This window comes from Falsigemmobacter intermedius (assembly GCF_004054105.1).
Classification (GTDB): domain Bacteria; phylum Pseudomonadota; class Alphaproteobacteria; order Rhodobacterales; family Rhodobacteraceae; genus Wagnerdoeblera; species Wagnerdoeblera intermedia.
On sequence record NZ_SBLC01000012.1, the window covers coordinates 45,065 to 61,962 of the forward strand.

The window sequence follows — 16,898 nt, forward strand, 5'->3', positions numbered from 1 at the left end:
TTGCGACTGGAGCAGGCTACACGCATCTGCAACCTTACGGAATTTCATTGCCGCCCCTCTCGGCAGCGGACACTTGGAACGCAACAGCGCATCTGGCGAAAAGAGCGGGCCTGGCAGTTCGCGTGGAGTTCGCGGGTCGAAGGCATAAGGGACTGCCGCGCGCGTTCGTTTGCTACAGTCCATGAAGTATCGGTGGTGGTGGGCCATAGACGGTGCGGGCTCAGCCGGGCTGACGGTCGTTGCGCAGAAGCCGGGAATGGGCGGAAAGAACAGGCCTCTCAATGAAACAGGGCAGTCGAGAAACTTCCCGAGTACCACCGTACGAGCATTTCGCAGGGGACATCGGGCTCTCTTTGACTTTGTCCGTCAAACGGCAGCTGCCTCGCCGCCTGGCGGCCCGCGTCTCGGCTTGAAGGCATAATCCATAAAGAGTGTCGCGCACCCGCAGAAAACGACCAAAAGCTGGAGTTCCAAAGGTTTGGATTGTTTGCGGCGGCTGTTCCGAGTGCCGTCGTCAAGCTGACCGCCGCGCGCGTCAGAGAAAACTCTGCGGATCGATGTCCACGGCGACCCGCGCGTTGGCGGGGAGTTTCAGCCCCTTCAGCCAGTCGGTGAGAGCCGCCTGCAAAGGCGCGCGGCGGCTGGCTTTGATCAGCAGGCGTACGCGGTGGCGGCCCTCGATCCGGGCGATGGGGGCGGGGGCGGGGCCCCAGACTTCGGCACCGATGGCCTGGAGCGGGCGGGCGCTGCGGGCAAGGTGGTTGCCGATGTCAAAGGCCAGCTGGGGATCATTGGCGGTGATGATGATCCCGGCCAGACGGCCATAGGGGGGCATGGCGTGCAGTTTGCGGGCCTCAGCTTCCGTCCGCCAGAACCCCTCTTCATCCCCCGAAAGGATCGCGCGGATGACCGGGTGCTCGGGCTGGTGGGTCTGCAACAGCGCAAGGCCGCGCCGTCCCGTCCGCCCGGCCCGGCCTGCCACCTGGCGCATCAGCTGAAAGGTCCGCTCGGCGGCGCGCAGATCGGACCCCTGAAGCCCCAGATCGGCATCCACCACGCCCACCAGGGTCAGCAGCGGGAAGTTATGGCCCTTGGCGACGATCTGGGTGCCGACGATGATATCACCCTCACCCCCGGCGATGGCTTCAATATCGGCCTTCAGCGCGCGTGACGAGGTATAAAGATCCGATGACAGGATCTTCACTTTCGCCTCGGGAAACAGCGCCTGGGCCTCTTCGGCCATCCGCTCGACGCCGGGGCCGATGGCGACCAGCTTCCCCTCCACATGGCAGGAGGGGCATTCGGGCGGCACGGGGCGGCTGTCACCGCATTGATGGCAGACGAGTTTGCCTAAGTAGCGATGCTCAACCATCCGCGCGTCGCAGTGGTTGCAGGCGATCTGATTGCCGCAGGCGCGACAGATGGTGACCGGGGCATAGCCGCGCCGGTTCATGAAGAGAAGCGACTGCTCTCCGGCCTGCAGGCGGCCCTGAATGGCGTCTGCCACCTCAGGGGCGATCCATTTGCCACTGGGCAGCCCCGATTTGCGCAGATCGACGGCCCGCATCTCGGGCAGCTCCGCCGTGCCAAAGCGGCTCAGCAGATCAATCCGGCCATAGCGTCCCTCATGGGCATTGACCCATGTCTCCAGGCTGGGCGTGGCAGAGGCCAGCACCACCCGCGCCCCGCCCATAGAGGCCCTGAGCACCGCCATATCGCGGGCGGAATAATAGACCCCGTCCTCCTGTTTATAGGAGGTGTCATGCTCTTCATCGACGACGATGAGGCCAAGGTTCTGAAAGGGCAAAAACAGCGCCGACCGCGCCCCGGCCACCATGCCCACGCCGCCTTCGGCGCACATCTTCCACAGCCGACGTCGCTCGGTCGTGGTCATGCCGGAGTGCCACTCGCCCGGGCGTGCACCAAAGCGCGCCTCAACCCGGGCCATGAAATCGGCGGTCAGCGCGATTTCGGGCAGCAGAACCAGCGCTTGTTTGCCCATGGCCAGACATTCCGCCACGGCCTCAAGGTAAACTTCGGTTTTCCCCGATCCGGTCACCCCTTTGAGCATGGTGGTGCCGTAGCTGCCGCTGCGCAGACCCTGGCGCAGGCTCTCAGCCGCGGCGGCCTGATCTCCCGAGAGCGGACGACCGGGACGCGCGGGATCAAGCCGGGGGTAGGGGGCGTCCTTCGCCACCTCCTCCTCGCGGATCGCGCCCATGGAGATGAGCCCCTTTACGACGGAACTGCCAACCCCCGCCGCGCGGGTGAGATCCGCGAGCGGAAGGGCTGCGCCGCCGAATTCCTCCAGTGCGTCAAGAACCCGCGCCCGCGCCTCGGTCAGCTTTTCGGGGCGCTGCCCGGTTGCGCGCAGCAGGCGGCGCATCTGCGGCGGATCGCCGAGACCCGGAACACGGGTTGCCAGACGAACCATCAGCGGCAGGGGCGTGAGCGTATAGGCGGCGGCGCGTTCCAGAAAATCGCGCAGATCGCGGGGCAGGGGCGGCGCATCGAGAACCGCGCTGATGGCTTTGAGTTTTTCGAGCGGGAAATCCCCGGCGCCTGGTCCCCAGACCACGCCTTTCACCCGACGCGGACCCAGCGGTACTTCGACGAAAGCGCCTGGGCGGACCCCGCCTTCAGGGGCTTTGTAGTCAAGGGGCCGCAGCGGCATATCGGGGGCGATCACCTGAACCGATGTGGCTTCGGGGAGCAGAGGCTCTGAACTCACAAAAGATCCCCGATCAGAAATTCCGCCGCCCGGTCGAGCCGGATATGCGGCAGGCCCTGGCCCGGAACAAGGTCCTGGATCGCCGGGGCAAAACGCATCACGGCATAATCGCCGTCAAGCCAACCCGAGGCTCCTTCGCGGGCAGGCACCAGCAGACGCGAAGGGTCTGAGGGCAGATCGCCCGCATACATCGCAGCCACCCTGCCGGTGTCCGCCAATCGTCCCTGAACCGCCTGAATGCTGTCGGAGCCGCGCTGCAACTCCACTTCCGTGGTGGCGCGGACGGCGGCGATGGCCATGGCGGCGGTCTCGGCTCCGGCGAAATCGGCGCGGTCTTTGGCCTCGCGCAGCAGGGCGGAAAGGATGGTCACCAGCCGCGCATGCTGGCTGTGGTGCAGGTGATCGGCGCGGGTAGCGGCAAAGAGGATCCGCTCAACCCGCCGCCCCAGCAGAAGTTCCGAGAGAATGCCCCCGCGACCAGGGCGGAAGGCCCCGAGGATCGCGGCCATGGCGCGGCGCATATCTTCAAGGGCTGCGGGGCCGGAGTGGATGGCCTGCAGCGCATCCACCAGCACGACCTGACGGTCGATGCGCGAGAAGTGGTCGCGGAAGAAAGGCCGCACCACGCGGGACTTATAGGCCTCAAAGCGCCGCTCCATCTCACGCCAGAGGCCACGGGAGGCCGGGGTCTCCGGGCGCGGCAGCGGGGCAAAGGTCAGCGCGGGGCTGCCCTCCATCTCGCCGGGCATCAGGAAGCGGCCGGGCGTGACGTCCGACATCCCCGCCAGACGCAGGGCCGCCAGAAGGTCACGCCAGGCACCGGCGAGATCTTTCGCCAGAGGCTCATCCCAGGTGGCATCCTCCACCGCGCTCAGAAGGCGAAACCAGGCCTGTGCCTCTTCGCGTCCCGTCACGCGCGAGAGAACGCCGTCCGACCAGGCCTGATAGCTCAGATCCATCAGGCCGAGATCCAGCAGCCATTCGCCGGGGTAGTCGATGATATCGAGGTGGACTTTGCGCGGACCGGTGAACTTCAAAAGTCCCGAAGGCCGCATCCGGAAACTCAGCCGCAGCTCGGACACCGCCCGCGTGCTGTCAGGCCAGCGCGGGGCAGGCCCGGTCAGCGCGCCTAAATGCCCCTCAAAATCAAAGCGCGGCACGGTGTCATCGGGCTGAGGTTGCAGCCAGACGGCTTCAATGCGGCCCTGAGCTTCGGCCTGAAGCTGCGACATACGGCCCCGGTCGAGAAGGTTTGACACCAGTGAGGTGATGAAAACCGTCTTGCCTGCCCGCGCCAGCCCGGTCACGCCAAGGCGGATCACCGGATCGAAGAGGCTTTCTGAAAGCCCCGAGACCCGGCTTGAGACCTCATGGGCCAGATCCTGCGCAAGCTCAGTGACACCCATGGCACGGACTTTCTTTCTCAGGACAGGGTAAGACGGGCAGGGGATCTGCCCCCGCCCCGCTCAATCCAGGCATTCCGGCGCGGGATTTCAAGCCGGATCAGAGATCTTTATGCTCCGGCGCGCGGCCCGAGGGGGCGCGATAGGGGCGTGTGACGTCTGAGAGCGTCAGATCCAGGCATTCGACGCTCAGCCGCAGCGCCTCATCGCCTGCCAGCGTCAGATCAAGATAACCCGCGCCATCTTCGGTGGGCGTAAACGTCACCGTCAGCAGCGAGAGCACCAGATCGGCATTGCCGGGCTTCAGACCCTGACTTGCCACCTTCTGCACATCGCGGATGGTCAGCACGGTGCGGACCCGCTCAAAGGCGCGGTTCTCGCGGCGGGCGTGATCCGCATCTTCCCAGCGAAAGCGGTTCAGCAGCAGATCAAAGCGGCGGCTTTTCGGCTGCCATTTCACATCGGCTGCGGTGAAGACCGCATCCTGCAGAAGGGCGGCCAGAACCGGCAGATCCTCAGCGCTCTGCGCCCGCAGGCGCAGGGGCTTTTCGTTGCCGTCCTCAAAACGTGCATCTGCCATGAACCGCCCTCCTGTTTCTTAGTGATTATTCCTGAATACGCTCAATCGAGGCACCGCAGGCGCCGAGTTTTTCTTCCACCCGCTCATAGCCGCGATCAAGGTGATAGACGCGTTTCACCAGCGTCTCACCCTCAGCCGCAAGGCCCGCGAGGATCAGCGAGACTGAGGCCCGCAGATCGGTTGCCATGACCGGCGCACCGCGCAGACGCTCGACCCCGGTCACCTTGGCGGTGCCGCCGTGGACGTCGATTTTCGCGCCCATGCGGGTCAGTTCCGGCGCATGCATGAAGCGGTTTTCGAAGATCTTCTCTTCCAGAACCGACGTGCCCTCTGCGGTGCAGAGCATAGCCATCATCTGGGCCTGAAGATCGGTCGGGAATCCGGGGAAGGGCTCGGTCACCACATTCACGGCCTTCAGGCGGCCGTTTTTGCGGCTGACTTTCAGACCGCGTGCGGTTTCTTCCACCGCCACACCGGCTTCATCGAGCTTTTCGGCGAAAGCGGTGACCAGATCCATCCGGCCGCCCAGGCATTCAACCGTGCCGCCGCAGATCGCCGGGGCCAGCATATAGGTGCCAAGCTCAATGCGGTCAGTGACAACCGGATGGGTCGCGCCATGCAGGCGGTCAACGCCCTGGATGGTGATGGTCGAAGAACCCTCACCTTCAATCTGTGCACCCATGCGGCGCAGGCAGATCACCAGATCCACGATCTCAGGCTCACGGGCGGCGTTTTTCAGCACCGTGGTGCCTTTGGCCAGCACGGCGGCCAGCAGCGCGTTTTCCGTGGCCCCGACTGAGACGAAGGGGAAATCGATCACAGCACCGCGCAGACCACCGAGGGGCGCTTTTGCCAGCACATAGCCGTCGCGCAGATCAATCTGCGCGCCGAGCGCCTCCATGGCCTTGAGGTGCAGATCGACCGGGCGGGCGCCAATGGCACAGCCGCCGGGCAGAGATACCTCCGCCTCACCAAAGCGCGCGAGCAGCGGTCCGAGCACCAGGATCGAGGCGCGCATCTTGCGCACGATCTCATAATCGGCGTGGCGCGAAGTCAGATCATGCGACGACATCGCCAGAACCTGACCCTGCTGCAGCGGCTGCACTTCGGCGCCAAGGCTTTGCAGCAGCGTGGTCATGGTGCGGATGTCTGAGAGGCGCGGCGCATTGGTCAGCGTCAGCGGCTCTTCCGACAAAAGCGTCGCGGGCATGAGGGTCAGACAGGCGTTTTTTGCCCCCGCGATCGGGATCTCACCATTCAGTTCTGCGCCGCCGCGCACCAGGATCGCATCCATCGCCTCAGTCCTCTTGCCCGTAATCAGTATCGGTGTCTTCTGCCTCTGACGCCCGTTCTTTCGCCTGCGCCTTTCGCTTTGCCATATTGGCTTTCAGCGCGGCTTTCAGGCGCGCTTCCCGGCTGTTCGGGGCGGAGGGCGGGTTTTTCTTCGGAATGTCGCGGGTGGTCATGATCTGTCTCTAGCTGACGCCGCAGGGCGCGTCCAGTTCCACCCCGATAACCGATTATGCGCCCCTTGCGAAGCGGCGGCGGCTCGCCTATGTTAAATCTGTCTTCGCCGGGGCAACCCACGGGGACTATGGACATAAACGCGCATGGAATAAGCGGATCGGACCCGGGGGCGGTACCCGGCGGCTCCACCATCATTCTCCTTCGTTTGGGGAGTGTGGGGCCGAAACAGGATCGACGAACGTCTAAAGATGTTTGCTTTGTCTCGGTGAGCCACCACCGTTATCGGTGCAAAATGTACAGTTGCAAACGACAACCGTGCTCCGGTGGCCCTTGCTGCGTAAGCAGTTCGGGTACCGAAACTAAGTCCTTGCGGGTAGCACCGTAAGGCGGGGTTCGCAGGTACCTGGCAACAGAAACCTGCACCTTCCCCATCTTTCAGAATTTTCACACCGGTTGCGATGCTTCTGGCAGGCGAATGTATGGCCTTGCCTCTACAGCCGCGTGTGACCGGGTTCATCAGGTTCTGACCTGGCAGAGGGGGCCTGCGGAGGCGTTCGCTGCGTTTCATCGCCTTCGGGATGCATCGGCCCCCCTAAGTTTTTTCAGAAATTTGTTGCAAAATGTTGCCAGAGGGCCGGGGTAGCCCCTGTGACAGCTTCTGTTACAATTAATCCTGATTGAAATGGTAGACTTCATTCCGGCCCGGGGGTAATCGCCTCGTCAACCCGCGGATGCAGCCGGTTGGCAGCGACCGCCCCTCACATTTCTACTGCCGGAGTTCGTCTGAATGTCTGTCGCCCCCACGACCGCCTCCCGTCTCGCCCGTGCCCGCCTTCTGACCGGCTGTGCGCTGATCAGCGCCGCGCTGCCCTTTGCTGCCCTGGCCCAGGATGCAGCGACCGATGATGACGTGCAGCTTGATGCGGTGCTCGTCAGCTCGGCTTCGGGTAAAGCGACCTCGCTGCAGGACGCGCCCGCTTCGATCACGGTGATTGGCGCCGAAGAGCTGGCGGCAACCGGCGCACGCGATCTGCAGGACGTGCTGCGCACCGTGCCGGGTCTGAACATCACCAACGGGAACGACGGCGGCAAATCGGTGTCGTTCCGGGGTATGTCTTCTTCCCGTACTCTGACGCTGGTCGATGGTCGCCGTACGTCGACCCGGGCCACCATGCCGCGTGATTATCAGGGGGATCTGAGTGTCGTGCCGGTGGATGCCATCGAGCGCATCGAGATCGTGCGCGGTCCGATGTCGACGCTCTATGGCTCGGATGCCATGGGTGGTGTGATTAACATCATTACTAAAAAAGGATATGACCAGTGGTCGGGATCAACCACGGTTGAATCCACAGTTGGCGAGCGCAGTGGCACCGCTGACGGTCATAACATTTCGGGATTCGTCACTGGCCCCCTCGGCAAGGATCTTACACTTTCCGCCTGGGGAAAATACAGCAAGGTGGAAAGCCCTTCTGCTGCTACCGACGGACGCGTCGCGGCCAAAGGAAACGTCACCCGCAGTGGCGGTGTCCGGTTTGACTGGGCTCAGTCAGAGGTTATGTCCTGGAGTGCTGAGATTGGCCGCACCTCTGAGAACTATCTGGATAATCCTCTTACGGCCGATAGTGAGGCGCGCACTGTCAGCCGCGATTCAGCGGGCATAACCAATACCTGGGCTCTGGGTGGCGGCACGCTGGAGACGGCCCTGCGGTTCGAATTTTCAGAGAACGTGAAAGAGGGCGATGAAGATAAGCCCGTCAGCTATGACACGCGCACGTTCGACACGCGCTATGTCAACAGCACCAATCTTGGCGGGCGCCCACTGGATTACACTCTGGGCTTCACGGCTACCCAGGAGAAACTTTACGATCCTCTCTACTCCAATCGTGGCAGAACGCTTGTCGAGGGGCGGACGGCTACAGCAGCTCTGTATGCGGAAGGCCGTCTGCAGTTCAGCGACGCTTTGACCCTGACCGCCGGCCTGCGGGTCGATCAGCATGACAAATATGGCGTTCATGCGACCCCCCGGCTTTATGCCAACTACGATTTCGGCGGTGGACTGGTGCTGAAGGCAGGCTATAGCCAGGCTTTCGTCGCACCTGACCTGCGAAATTTGAACCCCGACTATCTGCTCACCTCGCGCGGGACTGCCTGTCTGCCCTATGTGCCTGTCGTTACCCCGACCTGCAGTGTCTATGGCAACCCCGAACTGCGTCCTGAGACGTCGCATAACTACGAGTTGGGGTTGAATTATCAGGGTGAGACCCTGAGCTGGGAAGTCACGGGCTTTTACAATGATGTCAGCGACATGATCGGGGCACAGAAGCTGCAGCCCGGTGATGAAGGCTACGATCCCGCTCAGGAATATTTCCGCCGAGCAAACTTTGACGCAGGTAAAACGGCAGGCATCGAGGCCGGATTCAGCAAGGAGATCAATGAGAAGGTTAGTCTGACAGGAACGGCAACCTGGATCGGTAAGTCCTCTTTCCGCTATACCGGGATCGATGTTGATTTCCCCATGGCCGCGACGCCTGAGTGGAACGTCAGCTTTGGAGGAAATTACCGGGCAACCGACCGCCTGAAGCTTAACGGCGCGGTCAATTACGTCGGTAAGCAGGCGAATCCGGTTACGGTTGCCGATATTGCGGGTGCAGGCGGCGGCACGGGGGCAGTGACCCGCGGGCAGAACAGCAAAGGCTACTTCCTTGTCAACGTGGGTGCGAGCTATGAGCTGACCGACAAGGTCACCGTAAATCTTGGTATCGACAACCTCTTCGATAAACAGCCGGAAACGGCGGTTGAATATCGGGAAAACGGACGTCTGTTCCGACTTGGTATGACCACACGCTTCTGAGTTCAGCACCTGAACCTGGGATTTGGCAGCCTTCGGGCTGCCAATTTCGTTTATCGGCCTACATTTGACGCCAAAAAGAAACGGCGGGCCGAAGCCCGCCGTTTATGCGTATGGTGTGAATAATTCAGAGACCCGCTTCGGCCTCGATCAGTGCGCGGCTCTTGCGCTGGCGCTCGGTCGCGGATTTCAGCTGGCCACAGGCGGCCATGATGTCCTCGCCGCGCGGGGTGCGGATCGGCGAGGCATAGCCGGCTTTATAGACGATATCGGCGAAAGCCTCGATGCGCTCCCAGTCCGACCGGGTATAGGGCGAGCCGGGCCATTCGTTGAAGGGGATCAGGTTGATCTTCGCCGGGATCCCCTGGATCAGACGCACCAGACGGCGGGCATCGGCGTCCGAGTCGTTCACATCTTTCAGCATCACATATTCAAAGGTGATGCGTTCCGAGTTCGACAGCTTGGGGTATTCGCGAAGTGCGGTCAGCAGCTTCTCGATGTTCCATTTTTTGTTGATCGGCACCAGGACGTCGCGCACCTCATCGGTGGTGGCGTGGAAGCTGATCGCGAGCTGGCAGCCGATCTCCTCAGCGGTGCGGGCAATCTCAGGCACCACGCCCGAGGTCGAGAGCGTGATGCGGCGGCGGCCAAGGGCCAGGCCTTCGCCGTCCATCACCACGCGCATCGCGTCGCGGACGTTCTCAAAGTTATAAAGCGGCTCACCCATGCCCATGAGCACGATGTTCGACACCAGACGCTGCTCAATCGAGCCCTGACCCACCTCGGGCCATTCGCCCAGATCATCGCGCGCCACCAGAAGCTGGCCGACGATCTCACCTGCGGTCAGGTTGCGCACCAGTTTCTGCGTGCCGGTGTGGCAGAACGAACAGGTGAGCGTGCAGCCCACCTGGCTCGACACGCAAAGCGTGCCGCGACCCTCTTCGGGGATATAGACCGCCTCAACCTCATGGCCACCGGCGATGCGCAGCAGATACTTGCGGGTGCCATCGGCCGAGATCTGACGGGTCACGATCTCGGGCAGGGCAATTTCAAAATGCTCAGCCAGCAGGGCGCGGTAGTCTTTCGACAGATTGGTCATCGAGGCGAAGTCGCGCACACCCCAGTGATACATCCACAGCCAGATCTGGCCGAGGCGCATCTTCACCTGTTTCTCCGGCGTGCCTGCCGTCAGAAGCGCCTCGCGCAGCTGTTCGCGGGTGAGACCCACAAGGTTCACCTTTCCCCCTTCCGGCAGTTTGCGCGGAATGGTCATCACATCCTGGGTGATCGGGGCGGTCGCGGCGGCAGGCGCAGCAGTCTGAGCGGCGGTCATGGGCAAATCCTCGGGCTGAGCGCCGTATATAGACTGAAAGCGGTGAAAAGCAAAAGGGGCGGGCAGGAAAATGTGATGTGACACAGTTTGTCACCTTTGGCCCGGAGGGTCGGGCTGTCAATTCCTGACTATTTTTGTATAACTCCCGCGAATCGTACCAGAGATCGGACCCTGTTATGCCCCGGCTTTCTACTCTTCCCGCCAGCGCGCTGTTGGTTTTCGGACTGGCGACCGCCGCCGTGGCACAGACCTCTGATGCGGGGCAGGGCGTCACTCCGGCAGCTCCGGCTGAGACTTCCGCGCCTGCTGTGGCGGCCCCGGCCGCGCCAGTGGTCCCGGCTCCCGCGCCCGAAGCGGCCTCTCCGCAAGAAACGGCCCCGGCGGCGGTGTCCCCGGCGGCTCCGGTCATCGGAACTGCGCCGGTGTCGGACGCCCCCGCGCAGTCGGAGCCCGCTGCGGCATCTCAGGCAGGATCTCAGGCCGCGGCCCCTGCCGATGCGGCAGCCGCTGAGGGGGCTGAAGCCACGGAGGGGCTGCGCGAGATCGGCCTGAACGGTCGTCGCGGCGGCGGGCATCATCATCGGGGCGGCCCGGATCACGGGGGCGTTCAGCCGGGGGCTGCTCCTCAGACTGCGGCGCATGACCTCTCGCCGGAGGGCATGTATCGCCAGGCGGATGCGGTTGTGAAAGCGGTGATGATCCTGCTGGCTGTCGCGGCTTTCCTCACCTGGACGATCTTTGTTTTCAAGATGATCGAGATCGGCTTTGCCAAAGCCCGCGCCCGCAGGGCGGCACGGCTTCTGACCCGCGCCCCCTCGCTTGAGGCGGCAGTGCGCGATCTTGGAGAGCGTCGGGATCCGGCGGCCTTTATGGCCCGGGCGATCCATGAAGAATATGGCCGCTCGGATGCGGTTCTCGACGGTGCCGGTGCCGAAGGGCTGAAAGAGCGCGCCGTCTCGATCGTGGGGCGGGTCGATGCCCAGGCCACCGCGCGTCTGCGCCGGGGGATGGGCGTTCTGGCGACCGTGGGATCTGTCTCGCCGTTTGTGGGCCTGTTCGGCACCGTCTGGGGGATCATGAACTCCTTTATCGGTATTGCCGAAAGCGGCACCACCAACCTCGCCGTCGTGGCACCGGGGATCGCAGAGGCGCTGTTTGCGACCGCGATCGGCCTTGTGGCGGCAATTCCGGCGGTGGTGATCTACAACCATTTCACGCGCGGGATCGCAGCCTATAAGCTGAACCTCGGCGATGCCGGCGCCGCCGCGCTGCGCCTGCTGAGCCGTGACATCGATTTCCGTCACCTGAAGGGGAACTGAGCCGTGGCCGGGGGTATCAACCAGGGCAGCGGTGACGACGAGCTGCAGGAAAATTCCGAGATCAACGTCACGCCTTTCATCGACGTCATGCTGGTGCTGCTGATCATCTTTATGGTGGCAGCGCCCCTCTCGACGGTGGATGTGCCGGTCAATCTGCCGCGCTCAAATGCCGCAGCCGCGCCGCGCCCGCAGGAGCCGGTTTATGTGACGCTGCAGCCGGATCTGACGATCTCGGTCGGCAATGAGACCATCGCGCGTGAGGCGCTGGCGGATGTGCTGCGTCAGGCGACCGCCGCTGATCCGGAGGCGCGGCTTTACATTCGCGCGGATCAGACCGTGCCCTATGGGGCGCTGATGGAGCTGATGAACCTGCTGCGCAGTGGCGGATTTACGCAGGTCGGCCTGGTGGGTCAGGATGCGGCAACCGCGGGTCCTGCCGCTGCTGCAGCCCCGGAGGCACCGGTTGCGGAGGGGCGTCCATGAACGACTGGACGCAGCAGATCGCACGCACGCGGGTCCTGGCCGAGAATTTCGCTTGGGTGCTCTCGGCGGCGGCGGTTGCGCTGACCCTGTCGGGCGCGGTGGCCCTGGCCTCGTGGCTGAATGTGCGGATGGGGCGTGAGGAGGGCGGCGAGGCCCTGCTTATCGACCTGACGGAACTGCCGGTCATGGAGATGATCGCGGAAGAGCCCGCCCCTCCGGAGCCGCCCTCTGTCGCCCAGGAAGAGGTGAAAGAGGAGGAGCCGATCGAGGAGCCCGAGCCGGAACCTGAGCCTGAGCCTGAGCCGGAACCCGAGCCGGAGCCTGAGCCCGAACCCGAGCCGGAACCTGAACCTGAACCGGAGCCTGAACCCGAGCCCGAGCCCGAGCCGCCGGCCCCTGAGGATATTCCTGAACCGGTTGCGCCTCCGCCGCCGCCGGAGACCCGCCCGAAACGCCGTCCGGAGGCTCCGAAGGTCGAAGAACGCGCTGAGCGTCCGCGCCGGGAAGAGCCGCGCCGCGAGCGCCGCCCGCAACCGCCGCAGCAGGCCGCTGCCGCCAGCAACGGCGGGGCTGCCGCCTCGGCGCGCGGCTCGGCCACGGCGGATGCCATGCAGCGCTGGAAGCGCGGCGTGCAGGGGCAGCTCGATCGCCACATGCGCCGTCAGCGCTTCGCCGGAGGGCGCATCCAGGCTGTTCTTGCGATCTCGATCACCGGCGGCGGACAGATCACCGGGGTGAGCCTGCGCAAAAGCTCGGGCAATGCTACGGTCGATCAGCAACTGGTCAATCAGGCCCGCAGCCGTGGCAGCGTCGATGCGCCGCCTGATGGCAAGCCGACCAATCTGGTCCTGCCGGTCAATATCCGCTGACATCTGTGATACGCCGCCCTGAAAGGGGCGGCGTTTTTCTTTGTCCGTGTAAGAACCCGGGCGGCGTGCTGCAGTCCTGCCCCTCAGACTGAGGGGAAGGCACATTGTCCGCGCCTCCGTTCAGGCATCTGGCCCTGGGGGATGCAGTAGCCGGAACCGCAAGGGCAGGGCACGTTAAAGAGGGACCCTGAAAGGCAAAACCCGCCCGCAGCGGCGCTGCGGGCGGGTTTTGAAGTGGTACCGCCTCCCCGGCTCGAACGGGGGACCTCCGGATCCACAATCCGGCGCTCTAACCAACTGAGCTAAGGCGGCACTGGCGCTTCTTTAACCTGTGGAAACGGAAAGGAAAAGGGCTGCCGGATGGCAGCCCTCAACTTTTTTCGAAATTTTTTCGAAAGCCTTATTTGCAGCGGCTTTCAGCTTCCTGCATCGCCGCCGTAAAGCCGCGCAGCGAGAATGTATCGCGGGTATCGGTGCCGCGCGAGGAGGAGCCGGTCAGAACGGCTTCATTGCCACGGCGCATGGCTGCGAGGATCGCGGTGTCCTGAGCGGCGTCACGCGGCCAGGCCCATTCGCCATCGGTCACCATGGTGAAACGTTCACTGCCGATCTGCAGGGTGACGGTCGCACCGGCACCATAGGCATAGCCCGGGGTGAACGAAACCTCACCGCGGGCATTCTGGCCGGGGCGGTAGGTCACAAACAGCATGGTATCGCCGCGGCGCACCTGAACCGGCTTGCCGCCGCGCGAGTTTACCGATTCCTTGGGAGTCGAGACGCCCCAGCATTCTTTCGGCTTTTCCCAGACACAAACGCTCCAGTCGGTCTTTGCCGAGACGCATTTCGTCTGTGCCGCCGACTGTGCCTGAGCACCTGCCGCAGAGAAGCCCACGGCCAGTACTGCACCCGCAAGCACGCCCGAAAGTCGTTTCATCATCAGCCCAAGGCCTCCAGCCGTTCCCTGCCTCATCAGCTTTGCCAGCTTTTCCGGTGGCGGGGGTTATTTCAACTCGATATGCCATCTTTTAGCGCGTTTATCCTGCCAGTTGAAACCCCCCTGAGCGGGAAATCGCGTATCTGTTATGCTGCGGGAACAGCGGCAAACGGTTCAATGGGAAGGATTTGAATATGACGGCAGTTGCGATGGCTGAACTCTGGCGCGGCGGGCGGATGGAAAGCCGCCATCTGGGCCATGCGGTGGTCTGGCATGCAGAGGGCGGGCTTAGAGAGGCCTGGGGCGATGCGGCGGCGATGATCTATCCGCGTTCGAGCTGCAAGATGATCCAGGCGCTGCCGCTGATGGAGAGCGGCGCGGGGGCCGGGCTGAAGCCGCAGCAGCTCGCGCTGGCCTGCGCCAGCCATCAGGGCGCGGCGCTGCACGTCGGGGCGGTGACCCGCTGGCTCGCGGATATGGGGATGTCCGAGGCCGATTTGCGCTGCGGCTGTCACGAACCCTCAGATCTGACCGAGCGCAACCGCCTGATCCGGGCGGGTGAGGCGCCCTGTCAGATCCATAACAACTGCTCGGGCAAGCACACCGGCTTTCTGATGATGAACCGTCATCTGAAGGGCGATGCCGAATATGTCGATCCCGCCCATCCGCTGCAGCGTGCCATCGCCCAGGCCCATGATGAGGTCACCGGTGAGACCAGCCCCGGCTATGGCATCGACGGCTGCTCCGCGCCGAATTTCGCGACCTCGCTGACGGGTCTTGCGCGGGCCATGGCGGCTTTCGCCGGGGCGAGCGGCGAGGGAGATGCCCGGGACCGCGCGATGTTTGCCCTGACCCGGGCCATGGCCGCGCATCCCGAATATGTCGCCGGAGAAGGCCGCGCCTGCACCGAACTGATGCGCGCCATGAACCACCGCGTGACGATCAAGACCGGGGCAGAAGCCGTTTTCATCGCCATCGCGCCCGAGAAAAAGCTGGGGATGGCGGTCAAGATCGCGGATGGCAACTCCCGCGCCTCAGAGGCCGTGATCGCGGCACTGCTGGTGCGTCATGGCCTTCTCGATGCGGCACATCCCGCAGCGCAAAAGCGCCTCAACCCGGTTCAGAAGAACTGGCGCGGCTTTGAAACCGGCGATATCCGCTTGGCCTCCGGCTTCCCGGGCTGAGAGGGGGCCGGGCCGGGCTCAGCGCAGGCCGAGCCCGGCTTTCATCAGCGCTTTGCGCACCGGGGCGATGCCGTAAAACAGCCCGAGCGCCCCGGCCCGCAGATCCCGCAGAGGCTGCGGGGCCAGCATGGAGGCGCGGTTGAGAAGATCAATCCCCTGGACCCGCAGCGCCACATCCCCCGCGCGTGCGCGCTCATAGGCGGCCAGCATGGGGGCGCTGCCCAGAGCCTCCGGATCGGCCTCGGCCAGATCCAGAAGTGCTGCGACATCGTTCAGGCTCATGTTCAGCCCCTGCGCGCCGATGGGCGGCACGACATGGGCTGCCTCTGCGATCAGGGCCGTATGCGGGGCGGTCAACTCCGCAGCCTTCTGGGTGATGATCGGCCACATCAGGCGCGGCGTTGCCAGTTTAAGCGCCCCGAGAATGCCGCAGGAGCGGGTGAAGGCCTCTGCTTCGAACTCGGTGTCTGGCAGCGCGGCCAGGCGGCTCGCCTCGGGGCCGCGCTCCATCCAGACCACCGAAGAGGCGTGCAGCCCATTGCGGGGGGGAAGCGGCACCAGCGTGAAAGGCCCGCCTGAGCGATGCACTTCCGTTGAGACATTCTCATGGGGCAGTTCATGGGTGACCGAAAAGACCAGCGCTTTTTGCCCGTAAGAGGTGCGGGTGGCAGCGATTCCAAGGGCGTTGCGCACGAAAGAATCGCGCCCGTCCGCCGCGATCAGCAGTTTCGCGCGGATGTGGCGCTGGTTTGACAGGCTGACGAGGCAGGCGTCTTCGCGCGCCAGCACCGATGTCGTGGCCACCCCGGGGCAGAATTCCACGCCGGGCAGGGTCGCCAGATGCGCCACCATTTCGCGGCGCAAAAGCCAGTTCGGCAGGTTCCAGCCAAAAGGCGCATCCGAGATATCGGCGGCGTCGAAGTCACGGATGAGGCGGGCCACCGGCTCCGGGCCGCCGGCATCGATGATACGCATCACCTGCAGCGCCGAGGCCTCAGGCGCAAGCCGCGCCCAAAGGCCTGCACGCTCAAGCAGCGCCACAGAGGGTTGCAGAAAAGCCGTGGTGCGCAGATCCGCTCCGGCAGCAGCTTCTGAGGTGACGGGCGGGGCAGGGTCCACGCAGAGCACCCGAAACCCGGCTGTCCCGAAAGCCGCGGCGGCCGCAAGGCCCGCGACGCCGCCCCCCGAAACCAGGATGTCAAAGCTTTCGCGCGTCATGGCAGCCCCTCCTCAGGTAAAAGGCCCTCCCGGTGTAACCGGAAGGGCCTGAAAGGGGAAGCCGCGAGGGGGTGTGTTCAACCGCGGGTGATCGCGATCATAAAGACGAACATCGCGAAGACCTCGACCAGCGCGACGAGGGTCAGAACATGCAGACCCCAGATCATCGCTGCCGAAAGCGCCAGGCTGACGGCGCCGCCGATCAGATAGAAAACCGAGTTAAAGTCACGTTCAATGTCGCGCAGGATGGTGCCGATGATCGGCAGACGCCAGACAAGGCCCTTGCGGCGCGGTTGGTCGGTTGCGGCCATAGGGCCCTCCGTCAGTGAAAGCTGCGCGGGCAATATACCGATTGGCCAGGCGCTGCGGCAGCAGGACCCGTTGTCGCACCCCCTCGCGGCGATGGGCAGAGCAGGCGGCCCGTTCAGTGGGAATGCCTTTTTAAAAGAAAGGCTTCCGCGGCCTGCCCCTCTGGACGCGATTGATAAAGCGGATCCTGAGGCACCTCTGCGGTCCATGCGCCTCAGGG

Annotated in this window: 14 protein-coding genes, 1 tRNA gene and 1 other RNA gene; 6 read left to right on the top strand and 10 right to left on the bottom strand. The window is 64.0% G+C overall.

What is annotated here, in order from left to right; genetic code table 11:
- Nucleotides 1-535 precede the first annotated feature (535 nt).
- The 5 genes from EP867_RS10180 to EP867_RS19815 all read right to left on the bottom strand — a co-directional run bounded on the left by EP867_RS10180 (nucleotide 536) and on the right by EP867_RS19815 (nucleotide 6,180).
- The gene (locus tag EP867_RS10180; protein WP_380050326.1) at nucleotides 536-2,731 is read right to left on the bottom strand and encodes a primosomal protein N'; all 2,196 of its coding nucleotides are present in this window, start codon (nucleotides 2,729-2,731) and stop codon (nucleotides 536-538) included.
- Nucleotides 2,728-4,137, bottom strand: coding sequence for a YcjX family GTP-binding protein (locus EP867_RS10185; protein ID WP_128488802.1), 1,410 nt, complete (start codon nucleotides 4,135-4,137; stop codon nucleotides 2,728-2,730). The genes EP867_RS10180 and EP867_RS10185 overlap by 4 nt, the downstream gene beginning before the upstream one ends.
- A 97-nt stretch (nucleotides 4,138-4,234) precedes the next feature.
- Nucleotides 4,235-4,714, bottom strand: coding sequence for a DUF2948 family protein (locus EP867_RS10190; RefSeq protein WP_128488804.1), 480 nt, complete (start codon nucleotides 4,712-4,714; stop codon nucleotides 4,235-4,237).
- Between the two features lie 25 nt (nucleotides 4,715-4,739).
- Nucleotides 4,740-6,008, bottom strand: a complete 1,269-nt coding sequence (gene murA / locus EP867_RS10195; RefSeq protein ID WP_128488806.1) for a UDP-N-acetylglucosamine 1-carboxyvinyltransferase — start codon at nucleotides 6,006-6,008, stop codon at nucleotides 4,740-4,742.
- 4 nt (nucleotides 6,009-6,012) lie between these two features.
- A complete protein-coding gene (locus EP867_RS19815) occupies nucleotides 6,013-6,180 on the bottom strand; it encodes a hypothetical protein (RefSeq protein WP_164888827.1) in 168 nt (55 codons plus the stop codon).
- Between the two features lie 61 nt (nucleotides 6,181-6,241).
- Here EP867_RS19815 and ssrA point away from each other — a divergent pair.
- Together ssrA and EP867_RS10205 are read left to right on the top strand one after the other, a co-directional pair.
- Nucleotides 6,242-6,605: a transfer-messenger RNA gene (ssrA, locus tag EP867_RS10200) on the top strand.
- A gap of 363 nt (nucleotides 6,606-6,968) precedes the next feature.
- The gene (locus EP867_RS10205; RefSeq protein ID WP_128488808.1) at nucleotides 6,969-9,032 is read left to right on the top strand and encodes a TonB-dependent receptor domain-containing protein; all 2,064 of its coding nucleotides are present in this window, start codon (nucleotides 6,969-6,971) and stop codon (nucleotides 9,030-9,032) included.
- A gap of 124 nt (nucleotides 9,033-9,156) precedes the next feature.
- On the opposite strand, the gene rlmN is transcribed toward EP867_RS10205, so the two are convergent.
- A complete protein-coding gene (rlmN, locus tag EP867_RS10210) occupies nucleotides 9,157-10,362 on the bottom strand; it encodes a 23S rRNA (adenine(2503)-C(2))-methyltransferase RlmN (RefSeq protein ID WP_128488811.1) in 1,206 nt (401 codons plus the stop codon).
- A gap of 176 nt (nucleotides 10,363-10,538) precedes the next feature.
- On the opposite strand from rlmN, the gene exbB reads away from it, so the two are divergent.
- From exbB to EP867_RS10225, 3 genes are read left to right on the top strand one after another with little or no spacing between them, the layout of a single operon-like run.
- Complete coding sequence (exbB, locus tag EP867_RS10215; RefSeq protein ID WP_128488813.1) at nucleotides 10,539-11,681, top strand: tonB-system energizer ExbB; 1,143 nt, start codon at nucleotides 10,539-10,541, stop codon at nucleotides 11,679-11,681.
- Between the two features lie 3 nt (nucleotides 11,682-11,684).
- Nucleotides 11,685-12,164, top strand: coding sequence for a TonB system transport protein ExbD (exbD, locus tag EP867_RS10220; protein WP_128488815.1), 480 nt, complete (start codon nucleotides 11,685-11,687; stop codon nucleotides 12,162-12,164).
- Nucleotides 12,161-13,033: a TonB C-terminal domain-containing protein gene (locus EP867_RS10225; RefSeq protein ID WP_128488817.1), complete on the top strand. Its 873-nt coding sequence runs from the start codon at nucleotides 12,161-12,163 to the stop codon at nucleotides 13,031-13,033. The genes exbD and EP867_RS10225 overlap by 4 nt, the downstream gene beginning before the upstream one ends.
- A 235-nt stretch (nucleotides 13,034-13,268) precedes the next feature.
- On the opposite strand, the gene EP867_RS10230 is transcribed toward EP867_RS10225, so the two are convergent.
- Nucleotides 13,269-13,345 (bottom strand) — tRNA-His (locus EP867_RS10230).
- An 88-nt stretch (nucleotides 13,346-13,433) separates the two neighbouring features.
- Nucleotides 13,434-13,970, bottom strand: coding sequence for an invasion associated locus B family protein (locus tag EP867_RS10235; protein ID WP_241656883.1), 537 nt, complete (start codon nucleotides 13,968-13,970; stop codon nucleotides 13,434-13,436).
- A gap of 191 nt (nucleotides 13,971-14,161) precedes the next feature.
- On the opposite strand from EP867_RS10235, the gene EP867_RS10240 reads away from it, so the two are divergent.
- Entirely contained in the window at nucleotides 14,162-15,151 is a 990-nt protein-coding gene (locus EP867_RS10240) for an asparaginase (RefSeq protein ID WP_128488819.1), read from the top strand.
- Nucleotides 15,152-15,169: 18 nt separating this feature from the next.
- Here the strand turns inward: EP867_RS10240 and EP867_RS10245 are convergent, their stop codons facing one another.
- Both EP867_RS10245 and EP867_RS10250 read right to left on the bottom strand, forming a co-directional pair.
- A complete protein-coding gene (locus EP867_RS10245) occupies nucleotides 15,170-16,369 on the bottom strand; it encodes a UbiH/UbiF family hydroxylase (protein WP_128488821.1) in 1,200 nt (399 codons plus the stop codon).
- A 77-nt stretch (nucleotides 16,370-16,446) separates the two neighbouring features.
- Complete coding sequence (locus EP867_RS10250; RefSeq protein WP_128488824.1) at nucleotides 16,447-16,680, bottom strand: hypothetical protein; 234 nt, start codon at nucleotides 16,678-16,680, stop codon at nucleotides 16,447-16,449.
- Nucleotides 16,681-16,898: the final 218 nt, after the last annotated feature.